Here is a 25504-nt window from a genome sequence, read left to right on the forward strand (position 1 = left end):
CGATTCGGAGGGAACGGAGGGGGCGTCGAGAAACGCCCTAGTTGCGCCGGGGTCGATATCTCCGTCCGAAGCTCCGCTCGGCACCCTCGTACGTCTCGACGAGTTCCCAGTCGTAGCGTCGGCCGCCGGGGACGTCGAAGATCCGGATGCCGTCGCCGAGGAACACCGGGGCGACGAAGACCTGCAGCTCATCGATGAGGTCGTGCTCGAGCGCTTGGCGGGCGATGTCCGCGCTGATGATCTGCACGTCCTTGCCATCGGCGATGACTTTGGCGCGGCGGACGGCCTCGACGAAGTCGACGTTGAGCGGGATGATCGTCGGATCGTCGGCGATCGCGTCGGGTCGGTGCGTGAGGACGAATTCTGTTCCTGACCATGCGCCACCGTATGCTTCGGCGGTCATTTCGTCGCGCTCGTCTCGCTGAGCCTTCGCGGCGTCATAGCCGGCTCTCCCCGAGATGATCACTCCGACGTCGCCGGCCATGCCCGCTGTCATCCCCTCGGGGGCCGGCTCTGCGGCTGACATCCAGCTCATGTCGTGCCCCGGACCGGCGATGAAGCCGTCGATCGAGCTGGTGAACCCCCACGCGACTTTGCCCATGGCTTCATCCGTTCCGGTCGTCGAGATGCGTCGGTGCGAATCCGTCGGCGGCATTCGCCATGTCACTGAGCACGAAAGTCATGTGAGCTCCAACCACTTGTGTATCGCAATTGGTTTGAGCGTATGCATGACCACTGGTAGATTGCAAGTGGTTTCGTGAGGGGACGCAAAGTGGACACGCACCGATCCGGATGCCCGATCAACCTCTCGCTCGAGGTCTTCGGCGACAAGTGGTCGCTTCTCGTGCTGCGCGACGTCATGTTCGGCAATCGCCGCCACTACGGCGAACTGCTGGCGAACTCGGAAGAGCGCATCGCCAGTAACATCCTCGCGAACCGGCTCGCTCGACTCGTCGACCTGGGGATGCTCTCGCGTGCCGCGGATCCGTCCCACAAGCAGAAGGTCCTCTACAGCCTGACCGAGCCGTCGATCCAGCTCGTGCCGGTGTTCGCCCACCTTGGCGCGTGGGGTCGACGACACCTTCCTGCCTCTCCCGAGCTCGCCATCCGAGCAGAACTGCTCGAGAACGGGGGTCCCGCGCTCTGGGACACGTTCATGGATGAGCTCCGTGAACTGCACCTGGGGCTCCCGCGCGCCGACGGTGCCGCTGGCGCGCTCGACGACCTCACCGCGGCGTATCTCGCGGAGCGCGAGCGATCGGGTACCGCCTAGCTGATTCTCTGCGCTCATTCTTCGGACGTGTCAGACCGCATCCGTTGGTCGGGCGGGCCGATACGGGTCTCGGCATCGCCGCGGGATCACTGTCAACCCCCTTCGTGGCGCGAGGGCACGCCTCGTACCGTGGCGTTTCGGCGATCGAACCGAACAATCTGCTCTGCCCACGCCCCTGAGTTCGTGCTGAGGTCGCTTCGCGAGCTCGTCGACGACAAACTGCTGGTGGAGGTCCCCGTCCGCACCCGATCAGACGCGAGTCCCGAGGAAGGGAAGATGCCCGTATGCGAGAACAACAGATCCGGCAGCTCGACGCGTGGTGGCGCGCCGCCAACTATCTCAGCGTGGGACAGATCTATCTTCGTGACAATCCGCTGCTCCGCCGCGAGCTTGCGGTCGACGATGTCAAGCCGCGCCTGCTCGGCCATTTCGGGACCGTTCCCGGGCTCAATCTGATCTATGCCCACGCGAATCGGCTGATCCGCGAACGCGATCTCTCCGCCCTGTACATCGCAGGACCGGGCCACGGAGGCCCGGGGATGGTCGCCAACGCCTGGCTCGACGGGACCTACACCGAGCGCTATCCCGCCGTGACCCGTGACCTGACCGGGATGACCCGACTCTTCCGCCAGTTCTCCGCGCCCGGAGGCATCCCGAGCCACGCGGCACCCGAGACGCCCGGGTCGATCCATGAGGGCGGCGAGCTCGGCTACTCGCTCAGCCACGCGTACGGCGCTGCCTTCGACAACCCCGACCTGACGGTGTTCTGCGTCGTCGGCGACGGTGAAGCCGAGACGGGTCCGCTCGCCACCGGGTGGCACGGGAACAAATTCCTCAACCCGGTTTCGGACGGTGCGGTGCTACCGATCCTGCACCTGAACGGTTGGAAGATCGCCAATCCCACGCTGCTGGCGCGCATCCCCGAAGAGGAACTCGTCAATCTGATGCGCGGATACGGCCATGACCCGATCATCGTGTCCTTCGAGGCGACGGATGCGGCAGAGGATGTGCACCGTCGGTTCGGCGACGCACTCGAGACCGCGTTGGATCGCATCGCCGCGATTCAACGGACAGCTCGCGAAGGGGCTACGGCCGACCGCCCCGTCTGGCCGATGCTCGTCCTGCGATCCCCCAAGGGGTGGACCGGTCCGGTGGAGGTCGACGGGCTGCCCGTCGAGGGCACGTGGCGTGCGCACCAGGTTCCGATACCCTCCGCGCGGGACAGCGAGGAGCACCTGCGGCAACTCGAGGATTGGCTGCGGTCGTATCGGCCCGACGAGCTGTTCGACGACTCGGGTGCACCGCTGCCCGACACCGTCGCGCTCGCGCCGGCGGGTGACCGCCGGATGTCAGCGACCCCTCATGCGAACGGTGGTCTGCTGCGGCAGGACCTCGACCTCCCAGACTTCCGCGGGTTCGCGGTCGAGGTCGAGTCGCCCGGCGCAGCGGACGCGCAGGCCACCGCGGTTCTCGGCCGCTACCTGGCCGAGGTGATCCGGCGCAACCCGCTGACGTTCCGGCTGTTCGGTCCGGACGAGACCGCGTCCAATCGGCTGGCACCCGCGGTCTACGAAGCGACCGACAAGCAGTGGAACGCGCAGATCCTCGACCTCGACGAGCACCTTGCGCGTGCGGGCCGGGTCATGGAGGTGCTCAGCGAGCATCAGTGCCAGGGTTGGCTGGAGGGCTACCTGCTCACGGGAAGACACGGCCTGTTCAACAGCTATGAGGCGTTCATCCACATCATCGACTCGATGTTCAATCAACACGCGAAGTGGCTCGAGGCGTCGGCGCAGGTGCCGTGGCGCGCGTCGATCGCCTCGCTCAACTATCTGCTGTCGAGCCACGTGTGGCGACAGGACCACAATGGCTTCACGCACCAGGACCCCGGATTCCTGGACCTCGTCGTCAACAAGAGTTCCGACATCGTCCGGGTATACCTTCCCTTCGACGCGAACACCCTGTTGAGCACTTACGACCACTGTCTGCGCAGCGTCGACTACGTCAATGTCGTCGTGGCAGGCAAGCAGGACAGCCCGCAGTGGATGACGATGGACGAAGCGATCCTGCACTGTTCCCGCGGACTCGGCACCCTCCCGTGGGCAGGCACCGAATCGGACGGTGAGGAGCCCGACGTCGTCCTCGCGGCGGCGGGGGACGTGCCGACCGAGGAGATGCTCGCCGCCACGGCGATCCTGCGCGAGCGGGCGCCCGAGATCGCGACCCGCGTCATCAACGTCGTCGACCTGATGCGGCTGCAGTCCGAGGACGCTCACCCGCACGGGCTCTCGGAAGCCGACTTCGACGGGCTGTTCACGACTGACCGGCCGATCATCTTCGCCTTCCACGGCTATCCGTGGCTCATCCACAGGCTGACCTACAAGCGGAACAGCCAGGCGAACCTTCACGTGCGTGGCTACAAGGAGAAGGGCACCACGACGACACCTTTCGACATGGTGCTACTCAACGATCTCGATCGCTTCCAGCTGGTGATCGACGTACTCGACCGGGTGCCGGGCGCGGCCGAGCGCCACGCGACACTCCGCCAGGAGCTGCATGACCGGCGGATCGAGGCGCGCGCCTACACCCGCGAACACGGCGAGGACGAGCCGGCGATCGCCGACTGGCGCTGGCCGGGGTAGATCTCCGTCGCCGAGCCAGTCGCGGCACGCTCGATACCGGATCGAGCGTGATCTCCTTACCGCATCCCATATAATGAAGATAAATTCATTTCAAAGGGGTGACCATGGTGAGATCTCCGGAACAGAACGCCGCGCTGCGCGTGGCCACGCGCGAGCGGATTGAGACCGCAGCCGTGCGCGTCTTCGCGAGGCGCGGGTTCGCCGCATCGAGTATCAAGGACATCGCCGACGAGGCCGGCCTCAGCGCCGGCTCGATCTATCGCCACTACGCCAGCAAAGAGGCGCTGTTCGACGCCTTGCTCGAGCAGGCGTCATCCGGTCTGGTCGCAGCGTCCGCGATGCTCTCCGCCGAGGCCGACCCCGTTGTCCTGGTACGTGAGTTCACCCGCGTGTTCGTGACCGATCTGATGAACGGGAACGGCGAGGCCGAGTTCTTCCTGGTCATCAACCAGGGATTCATCTCCGACACCCCGGCCGGTACTGCGGAACGACTGGCACGCACCCAGCGGCCGCTCTGGGATGCCTTCGAAGCCGTCGTACGTCGGGGGCAGGCGGCTGGACAGTTCGATGACGGCGATCCGGCGCAGCTGACCGCCTACTACTTCGCGATGCTCTCGGGCATCGCCGGCATGCGAACGGTCATCCCGACTGCGATGACCGAGGCGGGCATCGACCTGGTGCTCCGCCTGCTGATGAGAAAGGACGCTTCATGACGATCACAGTCGAACGCGGTGACACACTGGGGGAGGGGTATCGCCCGCGCATCACCGAGGTCCTCGTCCAGGGGTTCGCCGAGGACTTCGAGTTCTTCTCGAAGGATCCACGGGTCCTCGCGGATGCGTTCGCGCACATGATCCTGCTCGACCGCTTCTTAGTGGCGCTGGTCGACGGAGAGCCCGCCGCGATCGCTTCGGTCACCGAGGGGCAGCAGGAGTGCTTCGACCCTGACCGTCGAGAGATCCAGCGCACGCTCGGTGGACTGCGCGGCGTCGTGTGCTCCTTCATCGTCCGGAGCCAGTTCCTCGGCGCGTACGAGGGGGCACGCCCCGGCCTGGCGGAGATCGGCTTCGTGACCACCGCGCCGCAGCACCAGGGCAAGGGAGTCGCCACGGCCCTGATGAGGCACCTGCTGCAGTTGCCCTACGACGAGTTCGTGCTCCGCGACATCAAAGACACGAATGCGCCCGCGCTCGGGCTCGATCGAAAGTTCGGCTTCACGGAGTCGAGCAGCCGTCGAGTGCGGTTCGCCGGACGTGCCGGGTTCTCCGCCTACGTGTCGATGAGTCTGAAGGCCGTGGCTTCGTAGCGCTTGCGCTCGGCCGTGCGCCTCGAGGGCGGAGTCCCGCGGGTCGCGGGGATCCTCGGCATCGACTGAGGGTCAGCGCCGCACTGGCGGTATCGAGCCGGTGATGCGGGCGGCGAGTCCGCCGGCGGCATCGAGGAACTCGTCGGGTCCGAGGATGGTGAAAGGGGCGTCGAATCGCAGGATCCACGACAGCAGTCCTGCCCAGGACCAGGATCCGACCCGGATACGGCACTCGGAGGAGGAGACCTGTTCCATCTCGGCGTCGCCGAGCCAGGGCGCGACGTCGGCAGCGGGGAGGTGCAGGAGGAACTCTCCCTGGCAGGGCCAGACGTCCTCGCTGACCGAGCCTTTGGAGCGCGCTGCGAGGAAGGTGCGAGCGTCTCCAGTCGGCAGAGCGCGCGGTGCGAAGGGTGTGCCTCCGGCGAACTTCGGGACCATCCTGTCGAGCCGGAAGATGCGCCAGTCGGACACATCGAGGTCCCAGGCGATGAGATACCAGCGACCGTTCCGCGCCAGGACCGAGTGAGGCTCCACACGACGAGGCGGGCGATCGGTCGACTCACCGTAGTCGAAGCGGAGAGTCCTCTGCTCCTGGACAGCAGCGCTGACCGCTTCGAGCACCTGCGGGTCGACCCGCGACTCGGCTGCGGTGTCGGTGAAGCGGATGCCGTCGATCCGGTGACGCAACCTCGACGGCATCACCTGTCGCACGGTGGCCAGGGCCCGCGCCGCGGCCGCGTCGAGATCGATTCCGGTGGACGGGGAGCTCTGCAGAGCCACGGCGATCGCCACCGCTTGCTCATCGTCGAACAGCAACGGTGGAAGTTCTGCTCCTGCCGCGAGCCGGTAGCCACCGTCAGGCCCCTTGATCGCGGCGATCGAATATCCGAGTTCCCGTAGCCGGTCGACGTCTCGGCGGACCGTGCGCGTCGTCACCTCCAGCCGCTCCGCGAGCACGTGTCCCGGCCAGTCCCGGCGCGACTGCAGCAACGAGAGCAGCGCGAGCATGCGTGAAGACGTTCCCGACATGATTCCAGTATCCGCGAAGTAGAGGACTCATCCTGTCCTCTACGTCTTGCAGTGTGGGGTCACGGCATCCCGCCGTGACCAACGCAGAAGAAGGACACGCAGATGAGCATCACCACGACCACCCACCTCAACTTCCCCGGTACGGCGCGGCAGGCGCTCGACTTCTATCAGTCCGTGTTCGGGGGCACCGTCGTCGCGGCGACCTACGGTGACCTCGGCATGCCGGCAGATGCCCCCGGTGCGGACAAGATCGTCTTCGGCCAGGTCGAGAACGACCACGGATTCCGCGTCATGGCCTACGACATCCCTGGGCAGGACGCCACCGACACGTCGCGCACCGCCGGGAGCACACGTCGTGAGAACGGCGTCACGGTGACCGATCGTACGTTCTTCCAGTCTGTGCGCGGCGAGACGCTCGACGAGGTCACCGCGATCTGGAACGCGCTCGCAGCCGACGCGGACGTCGTCGAGCCCCTCGCCGCGTCGCCGTGGAGCCCGGGCTTCGGAATGCTCACCGATCGTTTCGGCGTGACCTGGGTGATCGACGTGCAGCCCGCACGCGGCGCCTGATCGGGTCCCGGCCGGCCCTCGTTCGGTGGGGGCCGGCCGTCACGATGTAGCCGCCTGATAATATGGCAGCTAATGAATGAGATTCTCGATCTGAAACACGAGCTTCTGCGATCACGGGCGGGCAGCGGGCCTGGCGCGGAGCTCATCTTGGGGCTGTTGACCACCGCACGCAAGATCGACGCCGCCTGTGCGGAGATCCTTGCCCGGTACGGGCTGTCGGAGGGGCGCCTCGCGGTGCTCCTGGCAGTGAGCGATACTCCCGGCATCGCGCCCGGGCAGGTGGCGGAACAACTGGGGGTGACCAGGGCCACCGTCACCGGCCTCACCGATGCCCTGGAGAAATCCGCCCTGCTGGAACGGTCGGCCGTGAGCGGGGACCGCCGCTCCCTCAGCCTCCGGACCACCTCGGCCGGCGAAGCGCTCGTGGCCGAACTCAGCCCGATCTACCGTGACTGGCTGACGGTCATCGCGGTGGATGTCTCTGCGGATCAGGAGCGTGCGACGTCGGCTGCTCTCGCCGCGATCCAGCGGCGCCTGGACGAAACCCCGTGACCGTCGCCAGCCGCGGGGCCGCGAACGCCCACGCCGTGCAGTCCGGCCGTGCGGAGTCGCGCACGCTCGCCGAGATCCTCGCCCTCGATCACGGCGAGCTGCTCGATCATGTGCTGCCCGCTGCGCCCGAGGCGTTGCGCGCGGCGGTGCGAGAGGCGCAACCGCTCGGCATCCTCGCCCGGATGCAGGCCATCGGCGTGGCCCTTCATGTGCAGCTCGGCGCGGAGGCGTGCACCGCACTGACCGAGCACGTCTCTGACACCGTGCGCGGCTGGGGCTGGTTCGCGCTCACCGCCGCACCGAGCGCGCAGGCACCGGCGGACCTGATCGGACTCGTGCTGCCGGCCGCCGACGACCCGCATTTCGGTGTGCGCGAGTGGGCCTGGATGACGGTACGCGTCCCGCTCGCGGCAGATCTCGCCGCGAGTATCCCGGCACTCGCGGCGCTCACCGACCATCCGTCGGAGCGGGTTCGGAGGTTCGCCTGCGAGACGTTGCGGCCCCGAGGCGTGTGGGCGAAGCACATCCCCGCGTTGAAAGCCGATCCGCAACTCGGAGAGGCGATTCTCGAACCGTTGCGAGCCGATCCCTCGCGCTACGTGCAGGACTCGGTCGCGAACTGGATCAACGACGCCGCCAAGACCCGACCGGACTGGGCGACCGCCCTCGGAGAGCGCTGGACGGCCGAGAGCGTGGAGACGAGCACCGCGAGGATCATCCGCCGCGGCCTCCGATCCCTGTAGCTCCCGGCGAGCTGCACGGCACCGCGGCGATTTCCGTACGCTGGGCTCATGACGACCTCCGCCTCCGTTGTGCAGCGCCCGGTGCGCCAGCGGCTTCCGTGGGTGCTGATGCTTCTCGCGACGGTGCTCGCGCTCGGAACCGTCGCGTTCATCTGGCTCGTGGCCGTGCCCGTGGGGCCCCTCGTCTGCGCTGCGGTGGATCCGCCGACGAGCAACTGCTTCCTGTCTCACCGTCAAGGGAGCGCGCTGGTGATGACCGTGATCGTCATCGCCGTCTACCTCCTCGCCCTCCTCCCGGCGCTGTTCCGTCGCGCGCGGGGTGTGCTCGTCGTCGGAGTGGTCCTCCTCGCGTCCGCGCCGTTCGTGTCATACGCGGTGGTGGCCTGGGCGCCGGGCTTCGCGATGGCGTGAGAGCACCTCTGCACTGGTGAACGGGCGCTCGATCAAGGAAGATGTCGATCACCGCCTCGGTGAAGCGATCGCATCCGATCGGATCGCCACAGCATCTCGAACGAAAGGCCCACCGGAACGATGACCACCCTCACGATCGGAACTGCTCTCGGCGATCCCGACGCCAAAGTCGCGCTGGACGCGAGGCGTTTCAACCGCCACACGTTCTGGGTCGGTCAGAGCGGAAGCGGCAAGACCTACGCGCTCGGCGTGGTGCTCGAGCAGCTCCTTCTGGAGACCGAGCTGCCGATGGTCGTCTTCGACCCGAACGGGGACTTCACCCGGTTGCAGGAGACGCGCCTCACGGCGAACGAGGCGGATGCGGCCAGAGTCGCGGCATCGGACATCCGCGTGTTCCGTTCCGGGGCAGGGGAGGGGGAACGACTGCACGCGCGGTTCGTCGATCTCTCGGCGGCCTCGAAAGCGGCGGTGCTGCAGATGGACCCGATCGCGGACGCGGACGAGTACAACGCCCTGATCCATCTGGAGCAGGACGCCGAGAGCCTGGACGGGCGAGGCATGGTGCCGGACCTGCTCGCGTCGGCCGACCCTGCCAAAGTGAGGCTCGCGAAACGTATCGAGAATCTGCAGGTACTCGAATGGAACCTGTGGTCTCGCGGTGCGAATTCCGTCGTCGACGTCGTCGATGAGCGGCCGCGTGTCACGGTCCTCGACCTCGGCGGCTTCGAGCACCCGGCGGAACCCAAGGTCGCCGCCCTCGCGGTGCTCGAACATCTCTGGGCGCGACGGGAAGAGCGGCGCCCTGTGCTGATCGTGATCGACGAGGCGCACAACCTCTGTTCGCCCAACCCCGAGACCGCGGTCGAGCGGGCCCTCACCGAACAGCTCGTGCAGATCGCCGCCGAGGGACGGAAGTTCGGGCTGTGGCTGCTGCTCTCCACGCAACGGCCGACCAAGATCCATCCCAACGTGCTCTCGCAGTGCGACAACCTGGCGCTCATGCGTGTCAACGCGCCCCGTGACCTCGCGGAACTGGCCGACGTGTTCGGGTTCGCCTCGGAGGACGCCATCCGGCGCTCCGCGGAGTTCGTGCAGGGGCAGGCCCTCTTCGCGGGCGGGTTCATCTCGGCGCCGACATTCGTGCAGATGGGGGCGCGGATCACGGAGGAAGCCGGAGGAGACGTGAAGGTACCGCTGCGTGCCGAGCGTTGAGAGGGTGTTCGGTGTGACAGACGAGAGGAAGACGCGGCGATCGGCTGCCGACGACGGGATCCTCCGGGTCCACCGAGCGTTGAGGTCGGGGTTCGGGACCGAAGCGGCCGTGTACGGCACGATTCTGGTCAGCGGCCTCGTCGCGGTGTCGTCCGCGCACGGCGAGACGTCGTTCGCGGTGCTCCTGACCGTCGCGGTCACCGTCCTCGTGTTCTGGGGAGCCCACGTCTACGCCGGAACGGTGGCGAGGGTCAGCGACCGTGCGGAACGTGAGCAGGGGGAAGCGGTCGGCGTGCGAGCAGCGTTCGCCGCGTCCGTGAAGCACTCCCTCGGCATGCTCAGTTCCGCGACCGTGCCGGCCGTCATCCTGCTCGCGGGAACGACGCGGGTGATCCCCGACGGGCTCGCGAACGACCTCGCGCTCTGGTCGGGAGTCGTGATCCTCGCCTTCCTCGGCTACGTCGCCTTCCTCCGCCGGGGGAGTCCCCTCTTCGTCCGCGTCCTCGGCGCCCTCGGAACCGCATCCTTCGGGCTCGTCTTCGTCGTTCTGAAGGCTCTCGTGCACTGACGGCGCGTACGGTCAAGGGGGTGGCCGCTCCGGGGCACGTCGGCGACCCGGGATAGGCGGCGCGCCCGTCAGGTGAGGATCACGAGTTCTCGCGTCGCGCGGGCGGAGACGACTCCGCGAAGACCGTGCGTCCCGCGATCACGGTCTGCACGACCCGGACGCTCAGCAGCGTCTCGAGATCCCCGCTGAACGGATCGGCGTCCAGGACCACGAAATCGGCCGCGGATCCGGGGGCGATACGTCCGCGCCAGCTTCCGTCGCCCATCGACGTCGCCGCATCTCGCGTGGCATGCGCGATCGCCTGTTCGAGCGGGAGCGCCTGCTCCGGGTGCACGCCTGCCATACCGGGCACCAGCGCGGACGCTCGGGTCGACGCGACGAACATGTTCGGGAGCGCCTGATGCGGCGCGGTCGGCGCATCGGTGGAGAAGGCGAGGAGCGCACCCGCCTGCTCGTACTCCGACCAGGCGAACGCACGGTCGACGCGCTCGTCTCCGAGCTGTGCCGCCCAGTTCCCGAAGATCGCCGGGTCGGCGTGCACAGGCTGCATGGAGGCGGTGACGCCGAGGCGCGCCATCCGTTCCGCCGTTCCCGGCGCGGCGTACTCGAGGTGTTCGATGCGGTGTCGGCGCGGTCGTTCACCGTTGGTCGCGATCGCGTGCTCGATCGCGTCGAGGGCGAGCGTGCTCGCGGCGTCCCCGATCGCGTGCATGGCGATCTGCAACCCGGCCGCATCCGCCGCCGCGACGACCGGGAACAGGCGCTCGGCGGGCCAGATCGGCCCCGCGTTGGTGCCGTCCGCGTACGGCGCGCCCATGGCTGCCGTACAGGCATCGATGGTGCCGTCGAGGACGAGCTTGATGCCGAGCACGCGTGCCCCCGCCGCCGGTGTCGAGGCGTGCACGGCGGCCTGCGCGACCTGCGCGAGGTTCGCGGCATCGTCGCCCGTGTTCGCGACGAACCAGTGCGCGGCGACACGCAGAGGCAGTTCGCCGCGCTCGGCGGCGCGTTCGAGTGCGGCGAGTCCGAGCTCATCGAAGGCCATGTCCACCGCCCCTGTCACGCCGACGGCGATGTAGGCGGACACGACTCGCCGGACCGCCGCATCGCGCTGCGCGTCGGTCGTGTTCGCGTCGCGGTGCGCCCAGGCGTGCAACTGTGCGGCGGTCTCGTAGAGCATTCCGCTCGGCTCACCGGATGCGTCGCGGGCGATGCGTCCGCCGAGGGGATCGGGCGTGTCCCGCGTGATCCCCAGCTCCGCGAGAGCCGCCGTGTTCACCCAGCATGAGTGGTAGTCGTTCGCGTCGAGGTACACCGGGATGTCGGCGACGACCGCGTCGATCATCGCGGCGGTCGGCTCTCCGTCCGGGATCGCATCGAAGAGCCAGCCGCGCCCGCGAAGCACACCGGATGCCGCCTCGCGAGCCCCGCGAAGTCGGCGCTGTATCTCCTCGAGAGAGGTGGCATCCGTGAGTCCCACCTGTCCGAGAGCTTCGCCCATCATCAGCAGGTGGGTGTGCGCGTCCGTGAATCCGGGGAGCACGGTGCGACCTTCCAGGTCCACCACCGTGTCCGCGGCGGGCGCGTCGGTGTCGGATCCGACGTGGACGAACACGTCGTCGTCGACGACGACCGCGTCGGCCCATCGTGATTCGTCTCCGGTGAAGATCCGGCCGTTGCGGTAGAGGGTGCGGGTCATGCGTCGTTCTCCTGTGCGGTGAGGCGTTCCAAGCGGGTCGAGACCAGGGCGATGGCTCCGGTGGGGATGGCCAGGACGAAACTCGCGATCCCGAGTGCGACGGCGAAGCCCTGGTAGCCGAGGGCTCCGACGAGCGCTGCGCCGATCACCGGCGTGAGCGCCGATCCGACGAGGTACACCGCCAGCAGCGGGCCCGACCAACGGCCGTCGGCATCCAGTGCGGCAGAGGTCGAGACGAAGTACATGAACGCGATGGCATACACGGAGTTCCAGGCGATGAAGACGACGATGAAGGTGGTCGGGTCGGTCACGAAGCCTTCGCAGATCTTCAGGACTCCACCGGCGATCAGCAGGATCACGAGAGGGACGGCGCGCCCGAAACGGGCACCGACGATCATGAGCAGGACCGAACCGAGGAGTCCGCCGGCGGTCGCACCGCTGAGTGCGATCCCGAGGCCTTCCGGTGTCAGGGCTGCTTGTTCCGCGCCCATCACCCCGGCCATGGCCCAGAGCGAATCCTCGCTCACCGCCCACAGCGCGAACGTGATGAGGAGCCCGAAGCCCGCGATCGTGACTTTCCGCGAGCGGGCCGGGGAGACGCGAACCGTCCCGGTCGGCGGGATCTCGATCGGCATCGCCTCGGCGACGGCTGCTCCCGCCTGTGGAGCGACGACCGGTGCGGCGGGGAGCCACACTGAAGCGACCAGGCCGATCAGGTTGAACAGGGCCAGCGCGCCGAAGACGTCGATCGGTGCGAGCCCGATGAGGGGGATCACGGCGAGCACCACGGTGATGACACCGCGATTGGCGAGCCCGTTGAAGCCGGCGACCCGGTCCGGGTTCCGGAAGGCGGCGAGGGCGGCGCCGGAAGCGGCGACGGCACCGCCGGCTCCTGCTCCTCCCAGGAGCAGGCCCGGGAGTATGGCCGCGGGGGCGAGCGCGGCGGTCGCGAAGCCGACCACGGCGAGGCTGAGGCCGGCGCGCGCCACGGTCCGACGGTGGATCCCGGCGCACAGCGGGGCGATGGCCAATCCGGTGACCGCGGTGAGTAGGAGGGTCGCGGTGACCAGCCAGCTCGCGGAGAGGACGTCGATCCCGAGGCCGCTCTGGGCGGCGGAGATCATGTACGGCGACAGGTTGACCCCGAGGTATCCCGCGATCCCGATGGCGAAGGTGGCGGTGGCGGTGGGGAGACGGAGGGGGATCCGGGTGCGGAGGTCGAGAGTGGTCATGAGGCTCCAAGGGGAGGGCACGGCATTGTGCGCGAGGGAGGGCAGGGGGCGTGCGTCGGTGGGCACGACTTCATAAACGAATGGTGTTCGTCAACGAATGGTGTTCACTATTATGCACAGGAGAGGGTTTGTGCGGAACCCCGATCTTCATGTCCGGTCTTCCGGAGAAAGCGAGCCCACCATGCCCAGGCCTTCGTCCCCGCTGCTCTCTCCGGAGATCATCGGATCCGCCGGGCTGGCGCTCGCGAAGGCGGGGAAGCCGTTCGGGGTCAACGCGATCGCGCGCGAGTTGGGCGTGCGGCCGTCCTCGTTGTACAACCACGCGGACGGCATGGAAGAGATCCTCGAGCTCATGCGAGGCAGGCTCGTGGAGGAATACCGCGTCGAGTGGCGGGGCGAGCCCTGGCCCGAGTTCCTGCACGTGATGCTCCGCACGCAGCGCCGGATGTACGCGGATCATCCGCAGCTCGTGCCCCTGCTGGTCGGCAAGACGATCACGAGCCCCGCGGTGATCGCCGTGTACGACGACCTGGCATCGGTGCTCGTCGACGGGGGATTTCCCGAAGATGAGGTGCTCTCGGTCATCGCCGTGCTCGACGCCTTCGCGATCGGCTTCGGTCTCGACCTCGCCTCACCCGACGAGATCTGGCAGCCCGAGGGCGAGACGCGCACTCTCGGTCGGCTCATCGACGGAGCCGAACAGGGGAGTGCGCGATCGGATCGCACGTTCGAGCTCGGCGTCGGTCTTCTCATCGACTCCCTGCGTGCACGGCTCACCCGGTGAGCGATCGTGAGATCCTCCTCGATCTGACGTAGCATGCACTCTGCCTCACCCACCGATCTCGAGGAGGACTCATGACGACCTGGAACCCCGAGGAGCTGGCCCGCATCGCCGCGCCGGAGATGTTCGACCTCTCCGCGCAGCTCGCAGACGGCACGACGCCGAAGACGGTCGGCATCTGGGCGGTCGCCGTGGATGGCCGCCTGTTCGTTCGCTCCTACACGGGCCTTGCCGGCAAGTGGTACGCCCCGGCTCTCGCGAGCCTGCGAGGGCGTGTGTCGGCGGGCGGCGTCACGAAGGACGTCCGCTTCGAGCCCGTCACCGACGAGGCGACCAATGTGGCGATCGATGCCGAGTACCTCGACAAGTACACGCCGAGCCCCTACGCGCCGGAGATGGGACAGGAGCCGGTGCGGTCGAACACCCTCGAGGTCATCCCGATCGACTGAATGCGGTTCCGAGGCGTAGGGTGCGGTACGGGAGTGGGCCCTCCCGAACGATCCGCCCCAGACGTATCGCCGAGAGGGCTCTCCATCCTTCCCGGACGGTGGGGGAGGCGGCGAAGTTCGCTGCGCTCACGGCTGAATCCCCAGTCCATCAGCCTCGTAGCCCCCGCTACGTGAGCAGAGTATCGCTTAATCGTCTTGTCCGCCATTTGGGGGACAAAGATACTTTCGGAACTTTCTCGCAGAGACGTTCTGTTGCCTTCCGGGCGGCGTTGCCTAGGGTGGACACATGGACAGGTTGCTCGTCGTCGCCGCGCAGGTCGCCATCGCTCATGGGCACCGGGTCGAGGTGACGGAGCAGATCGACCCGCTCGCCGGGGAGCCTGTGGTCCTGTCCATCGTCGACCTCGACACCGGGATCCGCTACCGACGTGCAGAGGATCCGAGTGGCGACCTCTCTCGGTGGATCGGACGTGTGCTGGAGTGCACGGTGACCATCGGGGGAGCCGACTCCCGCACCTCTTTGCTCGTCGATCCCATCGGTCCGGGGGCGACCGGAGCGAAGCGCGCTCTGCGCGGCGCGGACGCCGCCGCGGATGCAGCGAAGGCCGAGGCCGACAGATGGGGCGGCGCCGACCGTCCACCTCCCGAGGAACACGAACGCTTCTGGTGACGCCGAAGCGGGTGCAGGGCTCCCGTCGCTCATCGGAAGTCCCTGGACCGGTGTGTGAGGCCGGTGCGGAGATCCTCGAACCCGTCTGCGAGCACATTGACCACCCCCTCGCTCGACCGCTCCAGGATGCCGCGGATGATGAGAGCCGGTGAATCCCGGGCGACGCGACGGTAGCGGTTCCAGACCCCTGCGGAGCAGACGACGTTCACCAGGCCGCTCTCGTCCTCGAGATTCACGAAGGTGATCCCGGCGGCCGTCGCCGGTCGTTGCCTGTGAGTGACGAGTCCCGCGACCTCGATGCGCCGACCGACCTCGTGGCTCTGCAGATCGGCGGCGGTGAGTACCCCGCGGGTGCGCAGTGCCTCCCGGAAATGCGCCATCGGATGGTCATCGGTGGACACGCCGGTCGCCCAGAGATCGGCGGAGAGACGCTCGTAGCTGGTCTGGTCGGCGAACAGGGGAGGCTGCACGGCGACCGTGGTCCCCGGGAGGAAGCGTGAGCGGTCGTCCGCCGCGGCTCCGGCCAGCCAGATCGCCTCTCGGCGCTCCATCCCCAGACAGTCGAAGGCCCCTGCCGTGGCGAGGGCCTCCAGCTGTGCGGCGGTGGCATCCGTACGCCGCACCAGATCGTGCAGATCCCGGTAGGGGCCGTGTGCGTCACGTTCAGCGACGATCCTCTCCGCCAACGGCACACCGATCCCCCGGATGCCGCTGAGGCCCAGTCGCACCGCGAATCCGCCGTCCCTGCGGTGGGCAGCGGACTCATCGGGAGCCTCCCGATCGAAGCGGAGGACAGCAGGTTGAGGAGCGGCGAGGCACTGCGTTCGGCCGGTGGGTCCGCCTTCGGAGTCATCGGCGAGCGGCTCCAACGAATCCGTCGCTCCGGACAGGTGCAGATCGGGCCGACGGACCTCCACTCCATGCCGCCGTGCATCCGCAGTGAGGGTCGCGGCGGAGTAGAAGCCCATCGGCTGCGCGCGCAACAGCCCGGCGAGGAACGCGGCGGGATAGTGCAGCTTCACCCAGGAGCTGGCGTAGACCAGCAGGGCGAACGACAGCGAGTGCGACTCGGCGAACCCGAAGTTCGAGAACGCCTGGATCTGCGCGTAGATCCGGTCGGCGGCGTCGGCATCGAGCCCTCGTCTGCTCATGCCCGCGTAGAGCTTGTCCTTGACCTTCTCGATCTTCTCCAGCCCGCGCTTGGAGCCCATGGCGCGCCGCAGCAAGTCGGCCTCATCCGCGGTGCAGTCCCCGATCGCCGTCGCCATCTGGATGAGCTGCTCCTGGAAGATCGGAATGCCCAGCGTGCGTTTCAGGATGTCTTCCAGATCGCTGTGCGGATAGGGGATCGTGAACTCCACGGGGTCTTCACCACGCCGTGCACGCTCCCGGTTCTCCTCGTCGACCCGGTCCTTGGCGATCTTCCGCCGCACGAACGGATGCACCGCACCGCCCTGGATGGGGCCGGGACGGATGAGGGCGATCTGGATGGCGAGGTCGTAGAAGCTCCGCGGCTGCAGACGGGGGAGCAGCCCGATCTGTGCGCGGGACTCCACCTGGAAGACACCGATGGAGTCCGCGCGGCAGAGCATGTCATAGACGGCGGGCTCCTCCTTGGGGATGGTCTCGAGCCGCCACTCCTCACCCGTGGCCTGTCGGATCAGATCGAAGCAGTGCTGGAGGGCGGCGAGCATCCCGAGGCCCAGGAGGTCGAACTTCACGAGCCCCATGAAGGCGGAGTCGTCTTTGTCCCACTGGATGACGGTGCGGTTCTCCATGCGCGCATGCTCCACCGGTACGACCTCGCCGACCGGACGCGCGGTGAGCACCATGCCGCCGGAGTGGATGCCGAGGTGGCGGGGGGCTTTCAGCAGTTCGCCGGCATAGGCGAGCACGTTCTCGGGGATGTCGTGGTCCTCGGCCGGCTCCAGCCCCGCACCCCAGCCGTCGACCTGGCGGGACCAGGCATCCTGCTGACCGGGGGAGTGACCGAGCGCTCTGGCCATGTCGCGCACCGCGTTCTTCGGCCGGTACTGGATGACATTCGCCACCTGGGCCGCCCGCTCCCGGCCGTACTCCTGGTAGACCCACTGGATGATCTCCTCGCGACGGTCGGAGTCGAAGTCGACGTCGATGTCAGGCTCCTCCGTCCGCGTGGTCGCGAGGAACCTCTCGAAGGGGAGACGGTAGAGGATCGGGTCGACCGCCGTGATCCCGAGCAGGTAGCAGACCGCGCTCGCCGCAGCCGAACCTCGCCCCTGGCAGAGGATGCCGCGTCTGCGTGCCTCGGTGACGATGCCGTGCACGATCAGGAAGTATCCGGGGAAGTCCTTCTCCTCGATCACATCCAGCTCACGGGCGATCCGGTGTTTGCCCTCCTCGTCCAGGCGGGGATACTTCGACGGCACGGCCGCCCAGACCAGGTGACGCAGCCAGCTCATCGGTGTATGCCCCTCCGGCACCTTCTGCTGCGGGAGCGCGGGTCGTGCCAGGCGCAGGGGGAAGGCGGAAGCCGTCGCCAATTCGAGCCCGTAGGAGATCGCTCCGGGATGCCGGTGGAAGCGCGCCGACATCTCTGCGCCGCTGCGGAGATGGGCGCCCCCGTGCGCGGGCAGCCAGCCGTCGAGCTCATCCATGCTCCGCACCGCGCGGACCGCAGCCACGGCCTCGGCGAGTGGCGCCTGTGCAGGAGTGGCGTAGTGCACGTTGTTGGTCGCCACCACCGGCAACCGCATCCGTCGTGCGAGCCCGGCGAGAGCGTCGTTGCGGCGGGTGTCCAACGGGTCCCCGTGGTCGAAGAGTTCGACGGCGACGTGATCGCTTCCGAACAGGTCGACCAGGGTTCGCAGCGGGGTGAGGCCGTCGCCTGCTTCGAGCCCGCGGCGCACGGCACCTTTGCGGCAGCCGGTCAGGATCGTCCAGTGGCCTCCTGCCCGTTCGGCCAGATCGTCGAGGTCGTATACCGGTCGTCCTTTCTCGCCCCCGCGCAACTGCGCCGCGGTGATCGCCCCCGAAAGGCGGTGGTACCCCTCCTTCCCCCTGGCGAGGACCAGCAGATGTTCTCCCGCGGGGTCGGCGGAACCTCGTTGCGGCGCGGGCAGATCGAGGGACAGCTCGGCCCCGAACACGGTCTGCAGCGGACTCTCCATGAGGTCGGCGACTTCGGCGAAGCGTGCGGCACCGTAGAAGCCGTCGTGGTCCGTGAGCGCGAGTGCGGTCAGTCCGAGGCGGTCGGCTTCGGCGAGCAGATCTTCGGGGGAAGAGGCCCCGTCGAGGAACGAGTAGGACGAATGGGCGTGCAACTCGGCGTAAGGCACGGCATCGTGCGGACGGGGGATGCCGATGGGGGGAGTGCGCTTGCGGCGACGGCTGACCGGTCCGGGATCGCTCCGTGTGTTCTTCGGCTCGGCGCCCGGAGGGGGCGAAGGGGACTCCTCGCCGCTGAGGGTGCGCTCCAACTCGTTCCACGACAGGGGCGGATTGTGCCAGCCCATCAGCGATACCTCCCCTCGGCCCACCAGCGCTCGCCGGTATGGAAGACCAGCCAGGCGCGATCCTGGTCATCGACGATCTGGAGCCGATGCCCGCGCTTTCCGCCCCCTGCGGCCCAGCGGCGTTCGTGAACGGGCCAGGGACCGGCCCAGGCCTGCACGGAGACACCGTCGATGCGGGCGGGGTCTTGCGAGAGGGCTCCGCGTTCATCGACGCTGACCGTGGTCTCATCCGCGGCGAGGACTCCGATGGGGCGCGGAGGGTGGAACACCTCGGCAGGCAGAGGGTCGGGGAGGCTGCCGGGCCACGGCGACCCCGGATCCCGTGGAGGGACGGCGCGCTCCCCCCACGGGGTCAGCACCTGACGGTCGGCGAGCCAGCGACCACCGGAGATCGCCGCGGTGACCACGCCCTGATGGCCCAACATGGTCTGCACGCGCGAGACCGCGTGGTGCAGGCGCTCATCGGTGCCGGAGCCGAAGAGCCCCGGTTGGTGATGGGCGGCATCATCCACAGCGGCGGGGGTGATCCGTACGGCGGTGATGCCGCCGAACGCTCGTGCCTCGTCGACCGGTTCCTTCGCGGACTGCGTGGCCAAGGCCTCCAACTGCCAGCGCACCCGATCGACGAGGTCGGAGGCGTCGAAACAGGTGGGGTGCAGCCAGGATCTCGAGAAGACCGCCCCGTTGTCGTCGGTCAGATCGATCCGCACCTCCGTGCAGACGACCGAGGCCTCACCGAGAGCGAGCATCACCGCGTCGGCTGTCTGCCGCACCGCGAAGGCGATCTGATCGGCTCCGCCCAGCGGCGAGTCGAACTCGACGCTGCGCACGAGCTCGGGGTCGGGTGGGCGCGGGGTCAGGGGGCGGGAGTCGGCACCCGCGGCGAGCGCGTGCAGACGCGCACCGTGTTCACCGAAGCGGTCGCGCACGTCAGGCGCGGCGAGGGCGGTGAACTCGCCGAGGGTGCGTATGCCGAGCCGGAGGAGGAGTCCGGTGATCTGTTCGTCGCGCAGCACCTGCACGGGGTAGGGGGCCAGGAACTCCCGAGCGGTGCCGGACGGTACGACCGTCCAGGGCATCGGGCCTCGCGCGGCGATCTCGGCGGTGAAGGGGCCGTCTGCGATGCCGATGCGCACCTCGGGGAACCCGGCCTCTCCGAGGATGGTGGCGAGTGACGCGGCGGCCTCCGCTTCCCCACCGTGATAGCGGGAGATGCCTCTGGCGCGGAGGATCGCGAGTCCGGGGCGCAGCAGAGTGACTCCCGGGGCGTGCTTCTCGATGAGCTGGAGCACGGGAAGGAAGGCGCGTTCGTCACGGGCCGGGTCGTGCGGGAGGACCTGGAGGGAGGAAAGGTGGCCCTGCGCGACTCGGCGGCGCTGGCCGGTGCGGACACCGTGCTCCCTGGCGGAGGCGGTGCAGGCGACGACCGTGTTGGCTTGCACCAGGGCGGTGGGCGGATGTGGAGATGCGCCGCCGAGCGCGGCTCGCATCGGCCAGTCGGGGAACCACAGCACGAGGACACGGAGAGGGGCGTTCATCCTGCTTCCGCCCATCGCAACAGCTCCGGGGGAGCAGATTCACCGAGGGAGGACCTCTCCGGCGAGAGCGCAGGGAGTGCGGTGAGCTCTGCCCCGACGGCCTCGAGAGCGCCGTGCCCTCCCGGCAGCTGCACGCGCACACTCGAGGGGCGAGGGCTGTGTCGTGTCTGCGCCGTCACCGTCACGGTGCAGTCGGAGAGCAACCCCCAGCCGGCGCCGAGACCGTGCCAGTGCGGGTCATGAAGGCGTATCGTGCCCTCGCTCTGCGGCCATCGTCCGGTGCCGGGGGACTCGGTGACCAGAAGCGTGCAGCCGCGATCACGCAGGCGAGCGCTCAGCCGGGAGACGTCGGCGTCTCCGGCCCGGGTGCCGGGGGCGACGACGATCAGAGGCACGACCTCGGCCAGCGCGGAGGTCGCCGCGAGCCAGCGCTCGCCGGGGGTGGGCACGAGGATCAGGCGGGCGAGGTCGATGCCGAACGCGGCCGCTGCTTCGACGCCGAGCGTGGGCATGCCCACCACCGCGCACCAGTGCCCTTTCCGGGATGCGGCGCTGAGCAGCGCGAGCACCAGGCTCGGCGAGGGGGAGACGGTATAGGACGTGCCGGTCTGCAGGCCCTCTTCCGGCAGGAGCGCCGCGAAGGCGGGATCGAGGGGGAGCAGCGCATGCTCGCTGCGACGTCGTTGCATCCTGCTGATCTCGCGGCGCAGTCGCAGTACTTCACCCGCGCGGGAGTCGCTCGCCGGAGAGAGCGAGGTCACCGCATCGAGCCCGATCACCATGTGTCCATTCTCGAAGATATGTACGAATAAAACAAGTCGCACGGATGACGATAGTTCGTACATCGGACATCGTGTCGAGTTCTCCACAGGGCCCACACGGGCGATCCGCCCATCTCCTAACCTGCGGGGATGGACATCCGGTTCGCGCTCATCGCCCTCGTGCACGTCGCCCTGGTCGTCGTCGGCGGCGCACTGATCGTGATCGACGCCCGCACGCACCGACTGCCCGACCTGATCGTGCTGCCGACGCTCGCATCACTCGCGGCCCTCACCGCGGTCGACGCCCTCCTCACCGGGCGCGGCGACGCGCTCCTCCGCGCCCTCCTCGGCCTGGTGATCCTCGGCGGGTTCTATGCCGTGCTGCGAGCGATCAGCCGCGCAGGGATGGGCGGCGGCGACGTGAAGCTCGCTGCCGTGATCGGCCTCGTGCTGGGGTGGCACGGGTGGGATTCGCTCGTGATCGGTGCCGCGGCGGCATTCGTGCTGGGCGCGTTCTACGCACTGGCGCTCATCCTCCTGCGTCGGGCGACGGGGGCGACCCGCATCGCCTTCGGGCCCTGGATGATCGCCGGAGCCCTTCTCGGCATCGTCCTCGGCTGAATCCGCCCGTCCTCGTGCCGACACCGCGAGGACGGGCTACCCTGAGCACATGGCACTCGCACGACTTCACGGCGGCCCGCTGGACGGGCAGATCATCCCTCTCGGCGATGCGGACGACAAGCTGATCGTCCCCTACAGCGAGACGCAGGTGGTGTACAACCGCCGCGGTGGGCCTCAGAACACCGGTCCGGACGATGGGCCCACGGAGGTCGACTACTGGTTCGAGGAGTCTCTCGAGGATCTCACGCTCGACGATGACTGAACCGTCTCGCACCGTCGAGGTCGAACGCAAGTACGACGTCGACATCGAGACCCCGTTGCCGCGCTGGGACGCGATCCCCGGCGTCGACGCCGTCACCGCCGGTGAGCGTCGCGCATTGGACGCCCGATACTTCGACACCGCCGACGGTGCGCTCGCCCGTGCCGGCGTGGCGCTGCGTCGTCGTACCGGCGGGCCGGACGCGGGTTGGCACGTGAAGGGTCCTCGCCAGGGCGACGGCCGGCTCGAACTCGGCTGGCCGCTCGGCGACGGTGACGACCTTCCTCCGGCCGTCGCGGAGACCGTCGCGACCTGGACGACCGCACCGCTCACCCCGCTGGCGCGCATCGAAAACGATCGCACCGCCTATCTGCTCACCGGTCCGGACGGGGTCGTGGCCGAGTTCGTCGACGACCGAGTGCGGGCCACCGACCTCCGCGGCGGCGTGCAGCGCGAATGGCGCGAGTGGGAGATGGAGCTGGGGCCCGCCGCTCCTGACGATGAGCTGCGGCGCACGGCGTTCTTCGACGCCGTGGAGCACGCCGTCCTCGCCGCGGGCGGCCGCGAATCGGCATCCGGCTCCAAGCTCGCTCGCGCGCTCGGTTTCTAGGCAGAGGCCGCTCGCGAACGCAACCCCTTCCCCCAGGGGCGCGGCGCATGCTTGAGTGACAGCATGAGCCGACCGCCTGTGCTTCGATCGTTGCAGACGATCGTCCCCGAAACCGTTCTCGTGCAGGAGCAGGTGCGAGACGTCTTCGCGCAGCAGCCCGATCTCGGACGGCTCGCGCAGCGGATCGTGACGACGTCGTTCAACGTCTCGGGCATCGACACCCGGCACACCGTGATCGATGAGCTGTCGCTGGAGTCGGAACCGGCCGACCCCGTCTTCTTCGACCGTCGTACCGGGATGCTCCTCGCGCCCGGCACGAGAGCACGCAACGACCTGTACACCCGGGAGGCGGCGAAGCTCTTCGTCGAGGTCGCGCGGCAGGCCCTCGACGCCGATCCTGAGATCGGCCCCGAAGACGTCACCCACGTCATCACGGTCTCCTGCACCGGGTTCCACGCCCCGGGGCCGGAGTACGAGATCGTCCGCGGACTGGGACTCTCCGATGCGGTGCAGCGTTTCCATCTCGGCTTCATGGGCTGCTATGCGTCGATGCCGGCGTTGCGTGCGGCGAGCCAGTTCTGCGCCGCCGATGAGAACGCCGTGGTCCTGGTCGTCAGCGTCGAGCTGTGCACCCTCCATCTGCGTTCCTCCGAGGACCCGGACACGATCGTCGCGTCCTCGTTGTTCGCCGACGGTGCGGCAGCCGGCATCGTGACGTCCCGTGATCTTCCGTCGCCGTCCTCCTCGCTGCAGCTGGACCGTTTCCACACGGCCATCGCGCCGGAGGGCGAGAAGGACATGGCCTGGACGATCGGTGACACCGGCTTCGAGATGATCCTCTCGACGTCTGTTCCGCAGATCATCGGGGAGACGATCATCGGTGCCCTCCGACCGCTGTACTCGGCCGAGAACGGCCTGGCCGAAGCCTTCGAGGCCGGGACGGTGGGGGACCAGGTGCAGCACTGGGCCATCCACCCCGGCGGCCGCAGCATCCTCGACCGGGTGCAGGAGCGGATGCAGCTCAGCGACGCGCAGCTGCACCCGGCGCGGGAGGTCCTGCGGGAGAACGGCAACATGTCGAGCGCGACGGTGCTCTTCGTTCTCAAACGGATCCTGGAGGATGAGGGGGCCAGTGGCGGAGAGCGCGTGGCGGCGATGGCTTTCGGGCCAGGGCTCACGGCCGAGAGCGCGCTGATGACCGTCGTCGCGCCGACCGGGTCATGAGCCCCGATCTCACGCTGCGAGATGGGGAGGTCCGCGAGCGGATGGACGATCCGCACGCCGACGCTCGGAAGCTGGCGCGGACCTACGGACGGTTCGGTCTCGTCAACGCGCTCGTCTCCCGGCCCGGGGCGACGTATCGACGCGACATCCGTCCTCGCGCGGCGCGTACCGGGCGACTGCGGATCCTCGATGTGGGGGCCGGTGGGGGAGACCTCTGCCGATTGCTCGCGTGGCGTCTGCGTCGAGACGGTCTCTCGGCGGAGGTCACCGCGCTCGATGCCGACGACCGTGCGATCCGCTGGGCAGCGGCGCATGATGGCGGTGCGGGCGTGCGCTACCGCTGCGCGCTGACCACGGAGCTCGTCGCCGCGGGGGAGACCTACGACGTCGTGCTGTCCAACCACGTGCTGCACCACCTCGATGACGCCGAGCTCCAGGGCGTGCTCAGCGACTCCGTGCGCCTCGTCGCTGCGGACGGAGTGGTGGCGCACCACGACATCGCCCGCAGCCACACCGCGTACGCCCTGTTCGCCGCGGCCACCTGGCCCATCTCCCGCAGCCTCCTCGCCGACTCGTTCATCCGCGAGGACGGGCTCCTCAGCATCCGTCGCTCCTACACCCTCGCCGAGCTCGCGGCGGTCGCCCCAGACGGGTGGAGCGTACGCGGCGGTGCACCCTTCCGCGTGGAGCTGCGATGGGATGGGGCACATGCCCGACCATGACGTGCTGATCGTCGGCGCGGGGCCGGTGGGTCTGCTGTTGGGCTGCCTGCTGCTGCAACGCGGTCTGCGGGTGGTGGTGTGCGAACGTCGAGCGGACGCGGATCAGCGGACCAGGGCGATCGGCATCCACCGCCCGGGGCTGGACGCCTTGGACGCTGCGGGCGTCGGAGACGAGGTGCGCGCGGAGGCGCTTCGGCTCGAAGGTGGGGAGGTGCGCAGTCGTCGGCGCACCTTGGCGTCCGTCGACTTCGCATCGGATCGTCCGGTCCTGATCCTCCCGCAGCCGCGAAGCGGCGCGCTGCTGCGGGGCCGGATGCACTCGCTCTCGGAGGAGGCCCTGATCACCGGATGCGCCGTGCGCCTCGTCCGGCAGGACGCGGATGCCGTGCACGTCACGGCGGACTCCGCGGAGGGAACACGGATGATCTCGGCGGCCGTGGTCGTGGTGGCCGACGGCGTGCGGAGCCGTCTGCGTGAGGGACTCGATGCCGGATGGCGTCGTCGGGCCGGACGCGCCGCGTATTCGATGCTCGATGTCGAGGAGCCGACGTCGGAGAACCGGGCCGTCCTGCACTGCGAGCCGGAGGGTCTGGTCGAGTCCTTCCCCCTCCCCGGTGGTCGCCGTCGATGGGTGGTGCGGGGCGGTGCAGACGCCCTTCGCACCGCCGATGACTTCCGTGCGACGATCGAGCGGCGTACCGGGATCGGCATCGAACCGGCCGCCACGGACGCACCCACTCCCTTTCTCGCCGCACAGCATGCGGCGACGCGCCTCCATCAGGGCCGGGTGGTGCTTCTGGGCGATGCCGCACACGAGATCAGTCCGATCGGCGGACAGGGCATGAACCTCGGGTGGGTCGATGCCGTTCGTCTCGCGGAACGACTCTCCGGCACGCGGCCCGGCGCGGTGCCCGAGCTGGGTCCGTACGACCGACGGGTGCGCCGATCGGCATCCCGGGCCCAGCGCCGCTCCGCGTTCTACATGGCGATGGGGGCGCCCGCCCCGGCGCCGGTGGTGCGCGGCAGGGAGATGCTGATGAGGACACTCGGGTCCGCTCCGTTGCGCGGCTGGACGGCAGGGCTCCTCACGATGCGCGGCCTGTGACGCACGAAGGCCCGGTCCGCACTCTGCGAACCG

At 68.6% G+C, this 25504-nt stretch carries 26 protein-coding genes; 19 read left to right on the forward strand and 7 right to left on the reverse strand.

Annotation, left to right across the window (positions count from 1 at the left end; translation table 11 throughout):
- Nucleotides 1–37: 37 nt before the first annotated feature.
- Nucleotides 38–601, reverse strand: coding sequence for a dihydrofolate reductase family protein (locus tag L978_RS07430; protein ID WP_047521967.1), 564 nt, complete (start codon nt 599–601; stop codon nt 38–40).
- A 171-nt stretch (nt 602–772) separates the two neighbouring features.
- On the opposite strand from L978_RS07430, the gene L978_RS07435 reads away from it, so the two are divergent.
- From L978_RS07435 to L978_RS07450, 4 genes are all read left to right on the forward strand, one after another.
- Nucleotides 773–1273, forward strand: coding sequence for a winged helix-turn-helix transcriptional regulator (locus tag L978_RS07435; RefSeq protein WP_047521877.1), 501 nt, complete (start codon nt 773–775; stop codon nt 1271–1273).
- 284 nt (nt 1274–1557) lie between these two features.
- The gene (locus L978_RS07440; RefSeq protein WP_052193405.1) at nt 1558–3915 is read left to right on the forward strand and encodes a phosphoketolase family protein; all 2358 of its coding nucleotides are present in this window, start codon (nt 1558–1560) and stop codon (nt 3913–3915) included.
- A gap of 104 nt (nt 3916–4019) precedes the next feature.
- On the forward strand, nt 4020–4628 hold the full coding sequence (locus tag L978_RS07445; protein ID WP_047521879.1) for a TetR/AcrR family transcriptional regulator: 609 nt from the start codon (nt 4020–4022) through the stop codon (nt 4626–4628).
- Complete coding sequence (locus L978_RS07450) at nt 4625–5221, forward strand: GNAT family N-acetyltransferase (RefSeq protein WP_047521881.1); 597 nt, start codon at nt 4625–4627, stop codon at nt 5219–5221. The genes L978_RS07445 and L978_RS07450 overlap by 4 nt, the downstream gene beginning before the upstream one ends.
- A 72-nt stretch (nt 5222–5293) precedes the next feature.
- Here the strand turns inward: L978_RS07450 and L978_RS07455 are convergent, their stop codons facing one another.
- Entirely contained in the window at nt 5294–6250 is a 957-nt protein-coding gene (locus L978_RS07455; protein ID WP_047521883.1) for a helix-turn-helix transcriptional regulator, read from the reverse strand.
- 102 nt (nt 6251–6352) lie between these two features.
- On the opposite strand from L978_RS07455, the gene L978_RS07460 reads away from it, so the two are divergent.
- The 6 genes from L978_RS07460 to L978_RS07485 all read left to right on the forward strand — a co-directional run bounded on the left by L978_RS07460 (nt 6353) and on the right by L978_RS07485 (nt 10306).
- On the forward strand, nt 6353–6820 hold the full coding sequence (locus L978_RS07460) for a VOC family protein (protein WP_047521885.1): 468 nt from the start codon (nt 6353–6355) through the stop codon (nt 6818–6820).
- A 156-nt stretch (nt 6821–6976) separates the two neighbouring features.
- The gene (locus L978_RS07465; protein WP_165875379.1) at nt 6977–7372 is read left to right on the forward strand and encodes a MarR family winged helix-turn-helix transcriptional regulator; all 396 of its coding nucleotides are present in this window, start codon (nt 6977–6979) and stop codon (nt 7370–7372) included.
- Nucleotides 7369–8115: a DNA alkylation repair protein gene (locus L978_RS07470; protein ID WP_047521887.1), complete on the forward strand. Its 747-nt coding sequence runs from the start codon at nt 7369–7371 to the stop codon at nt 8113–8115. The genes L978_RS07465 and L978_RS07470 overlap by 4 nt, the downstream gene beginning before the upstream one ends.
- A 48-nt stretch (nt 8116–8163) precedes the next feature.
- Nucleotides 8164–8526, forward strand: coding sequence for a hypothetical protein (locus L978_RS07475; protein ID WP_047521889.1), 363 nt, complete (start codon nt 8164–8166; stop codon nt 8524–8526).
- A 120-nt stretch (nt 8527–8646) separates the two neighbouring features.
- Nucleotides 8647–9738 (forward strand): ATP-binding protein, encoded by a 1092-nt coding sequence (locus L978_RS07480; protein ID WP_047521891.1) that lies wholly within the window; start codon nt 8647–8649, stop codon nt 9736–9738.
- 13 nt (nt 9739–9751) lie between these two features.
- Nucleotides 9752–10306, forward strand: a complete 555-nt coding sequence (locus tag L978_RS07485; protein ID WP_231555021.1) for a hypothetical protein — start codon at nt 9752–9754, stop codon at nt 10304–10306.
- Nucleotides 10307–10385: 79 nt separating this feature from the next.
- Here L978_RS07485 and L978_RS07490 read toward each other — a convergent pair whose 3' ends face one another.
- Both L978_RS07490 and L978_RS07495 read right to left on the reverse strand, forming a co-directional pair.
- Nucleotides 10386–12005 (reverse strand): amidohydrolase, encoded by a 1620-nt coding sequence (locus L978_RS07490; protein WP_047521893.1) that lies wholly within the window; start codon nt 12003–12005, stop codon nt 10386–10388.
- On the reverse strand, nt 12002–13237 hold the full coding sequence (locus L978_RS07495; RefSeq protein ID WP_047521894.1) for a hypothetical protein: 1236 nt from the start codon (nt 13235–13237) through the stop codon (nt 12002–12004). The genes L978_RS07490 and L978_RS07495 overlap by 4 nt, the downstream gene beginning before the upstream one ends.
- A gap of 181 nt (nt 13238–13418) precedes the next feature.
- Here L978_RS07495 and L978_RS07500 point away from each other — a divergent pair, with 181 nt between their 5' ends.
- The 3 genes from L978_RS07500 to L978_RS07510 all read left to right on the forward strand — a co-directional run bounded on the left by L978_RS07500 (nt 13419) and on the right by L978_RS07510 (nt 15137).
- Nucleotides 13419–14021, forward strand: a complete 603-nt coding sequence (locus tag L978_RS07500; protein ID WP_047521896.1) for a TetR/AcrR family transcriptional regulator C-terminal domain-containing protein — start codon at nt 13419–13421, stop codon at nt 14019–14021.
- A gap of 71 nt (nt 14022–14092) precedes the next feature.
- Complete coding sequence (locus L978_RS07505) at nt 14093–14467, forward strand: DUF2255 family protein (protein WP_047521902.1); 375 nt, start codon at nt 14093–14095, stop codon at nt 14465–14467.
- Nucleotides 14468–14753: 286 nt separating this feature from the next.
- A complete protein-coding gene (locus L978_RS07510) occupies nt 14754–15137 on the forward strand; it encodes a hypothetical protein (RefSeq protein WP_047521905.1) in 384 nt (127 codons plus the stop codon).
- A 29-nt stretch (nt 15138–15166) separates the two neighbouring features.
- On the opposite strand, the gene L978_RS07515 is transcribed toward L978_RS07510, so the two are convergent.
- The 3 genes from L978_RS07515 to L978_RS07525 are packed head-to-tail and all read right to left on the reverse strand — an operon-like array spanning nt 15167 to nt 20951.
- Entirely contained in the window at nt 15167–18631 is a 3465-nt protein-coding gene (locus L978_RS07515) for an error-prone DNA polymerase (RefSeq protein WP_047521907.1), read from the reverse strand.
- Nucleotides 18631–20169, reverse strand: coding sequence for a DNA polymerase Y family protein (locus L978_RS07520; protein ID WP_052193408.1), 1539 nt, complete (start codon nt 20167–20169; stop codon nt 18631–18633). Before L978_RS07520 ends, L978_RS07515 begins: the two co-directional genes overlap by 1 nt.
- On the reverse strand, nt 20166–20951 hold the full coding sequence (locus L978_RS07525; RefSeq protein ID WP_047521911.1) for a hypothetical protein: 786 nt from the start codon (nt 20949–20951) through the stop codon (nt 20166–20168). Before L978_RS07525 ends, L978_RS07520 begins: the two co-directional genes overlap by 4 nt.
- A 129-nt stretch (nt 20952–21080) precedes the next feature.
- Here L978_RS07525 and L978_RS07530 point away from each other — a divergent pair, with 129 nt between their 5' ends.
- The 6 genes from L978_RS07530 (at nt 21081) to L978_RS07555 (ending at nt 25471) form a co-directional block, all read left to right on the forward strand.
- Nucleotides 21081–21551: a prepilin peptidase gene (locus tag L978_RS07530; protein ID WP_047521913.1), complete on the forward strand. Its 471-nt coding sequence runs from the start codon at nt 21081–21083 to the stop codon at nt 21549–21551.
- Between the two features lie 49 nt (nt 21552–21600).
- On the forward strand, nt 21601–21813 hold the full coding sequence (locus L978_RS07535) for a hypothetical protein (RefSeq protein WP_047521915.1): 213 nt from the start codon (nt 21601–21603) through the stop codon (nt 21811–21813).
- Complete coding sequence (locus tag L978_RS07540) at nt 21806–22420, forward strand: CYTH domain-containing protein (protein ID WP_047521918.1); 615 nt, start codon at nt 21806–21808, stop codon at nt 22418–22420. The genes L978_RS07535 and L978_RS07540 overlap by 8 nt, the downstream gene beginning before the upstream one ends.
- Before the next feature lie 63 nt (nt 22421–22483).
- A complete protein-coding gene (locus L978_RS07545; RefSeq protein ID WP_047521919.1) occupies nt 22484–23644 on the forward strand; it encodes a type III polyketide synthase in 1161 nt (386 codons plus the stop codon).
- Nucleotides 23641–24366 carry a methyltransferase domain-containing protein gene (locus L978_RS07550; protein WP_047521921.1) on the forward strand — a complete coding sequence of 242 codons (726 nt, stop codon included), beginning with the start codon at nt 23641–23643 and terminating at the stop codon, nt 24364–24366. Before L978_RS07545 ends, L978_RS07550 begins: the two co-directional genes overlap by 4 nt.
- Nucleotides 24353–25471: an FAD-dependent oxidoreductase gene (locus L978_RS07555; RefSeq protein WP_197055628.1), complete on the forward strand. Its 1119-nt coding sequence runs from the start codon at nt 24353–24355 to the stop codon at nt 25469–25471. Before L978_RS07550 ends, L978_RS07555 begins: the two co-directional genes overlap by 14 nt.
- The last annotated feature ends 33 nt before the right edge of the window (nt 25472–25504 follow it).

The organism is Microbacterium sp. ZOR0019 (assembly GCF_000800925.1).
GTDB classification, from domain to species: domain Bacteria; phylum Actinomycetota; class Actinomycetes; order Actinomycetales; family Microbacteriaceae; genus Microbacterium; species Microbacterium aurugineum.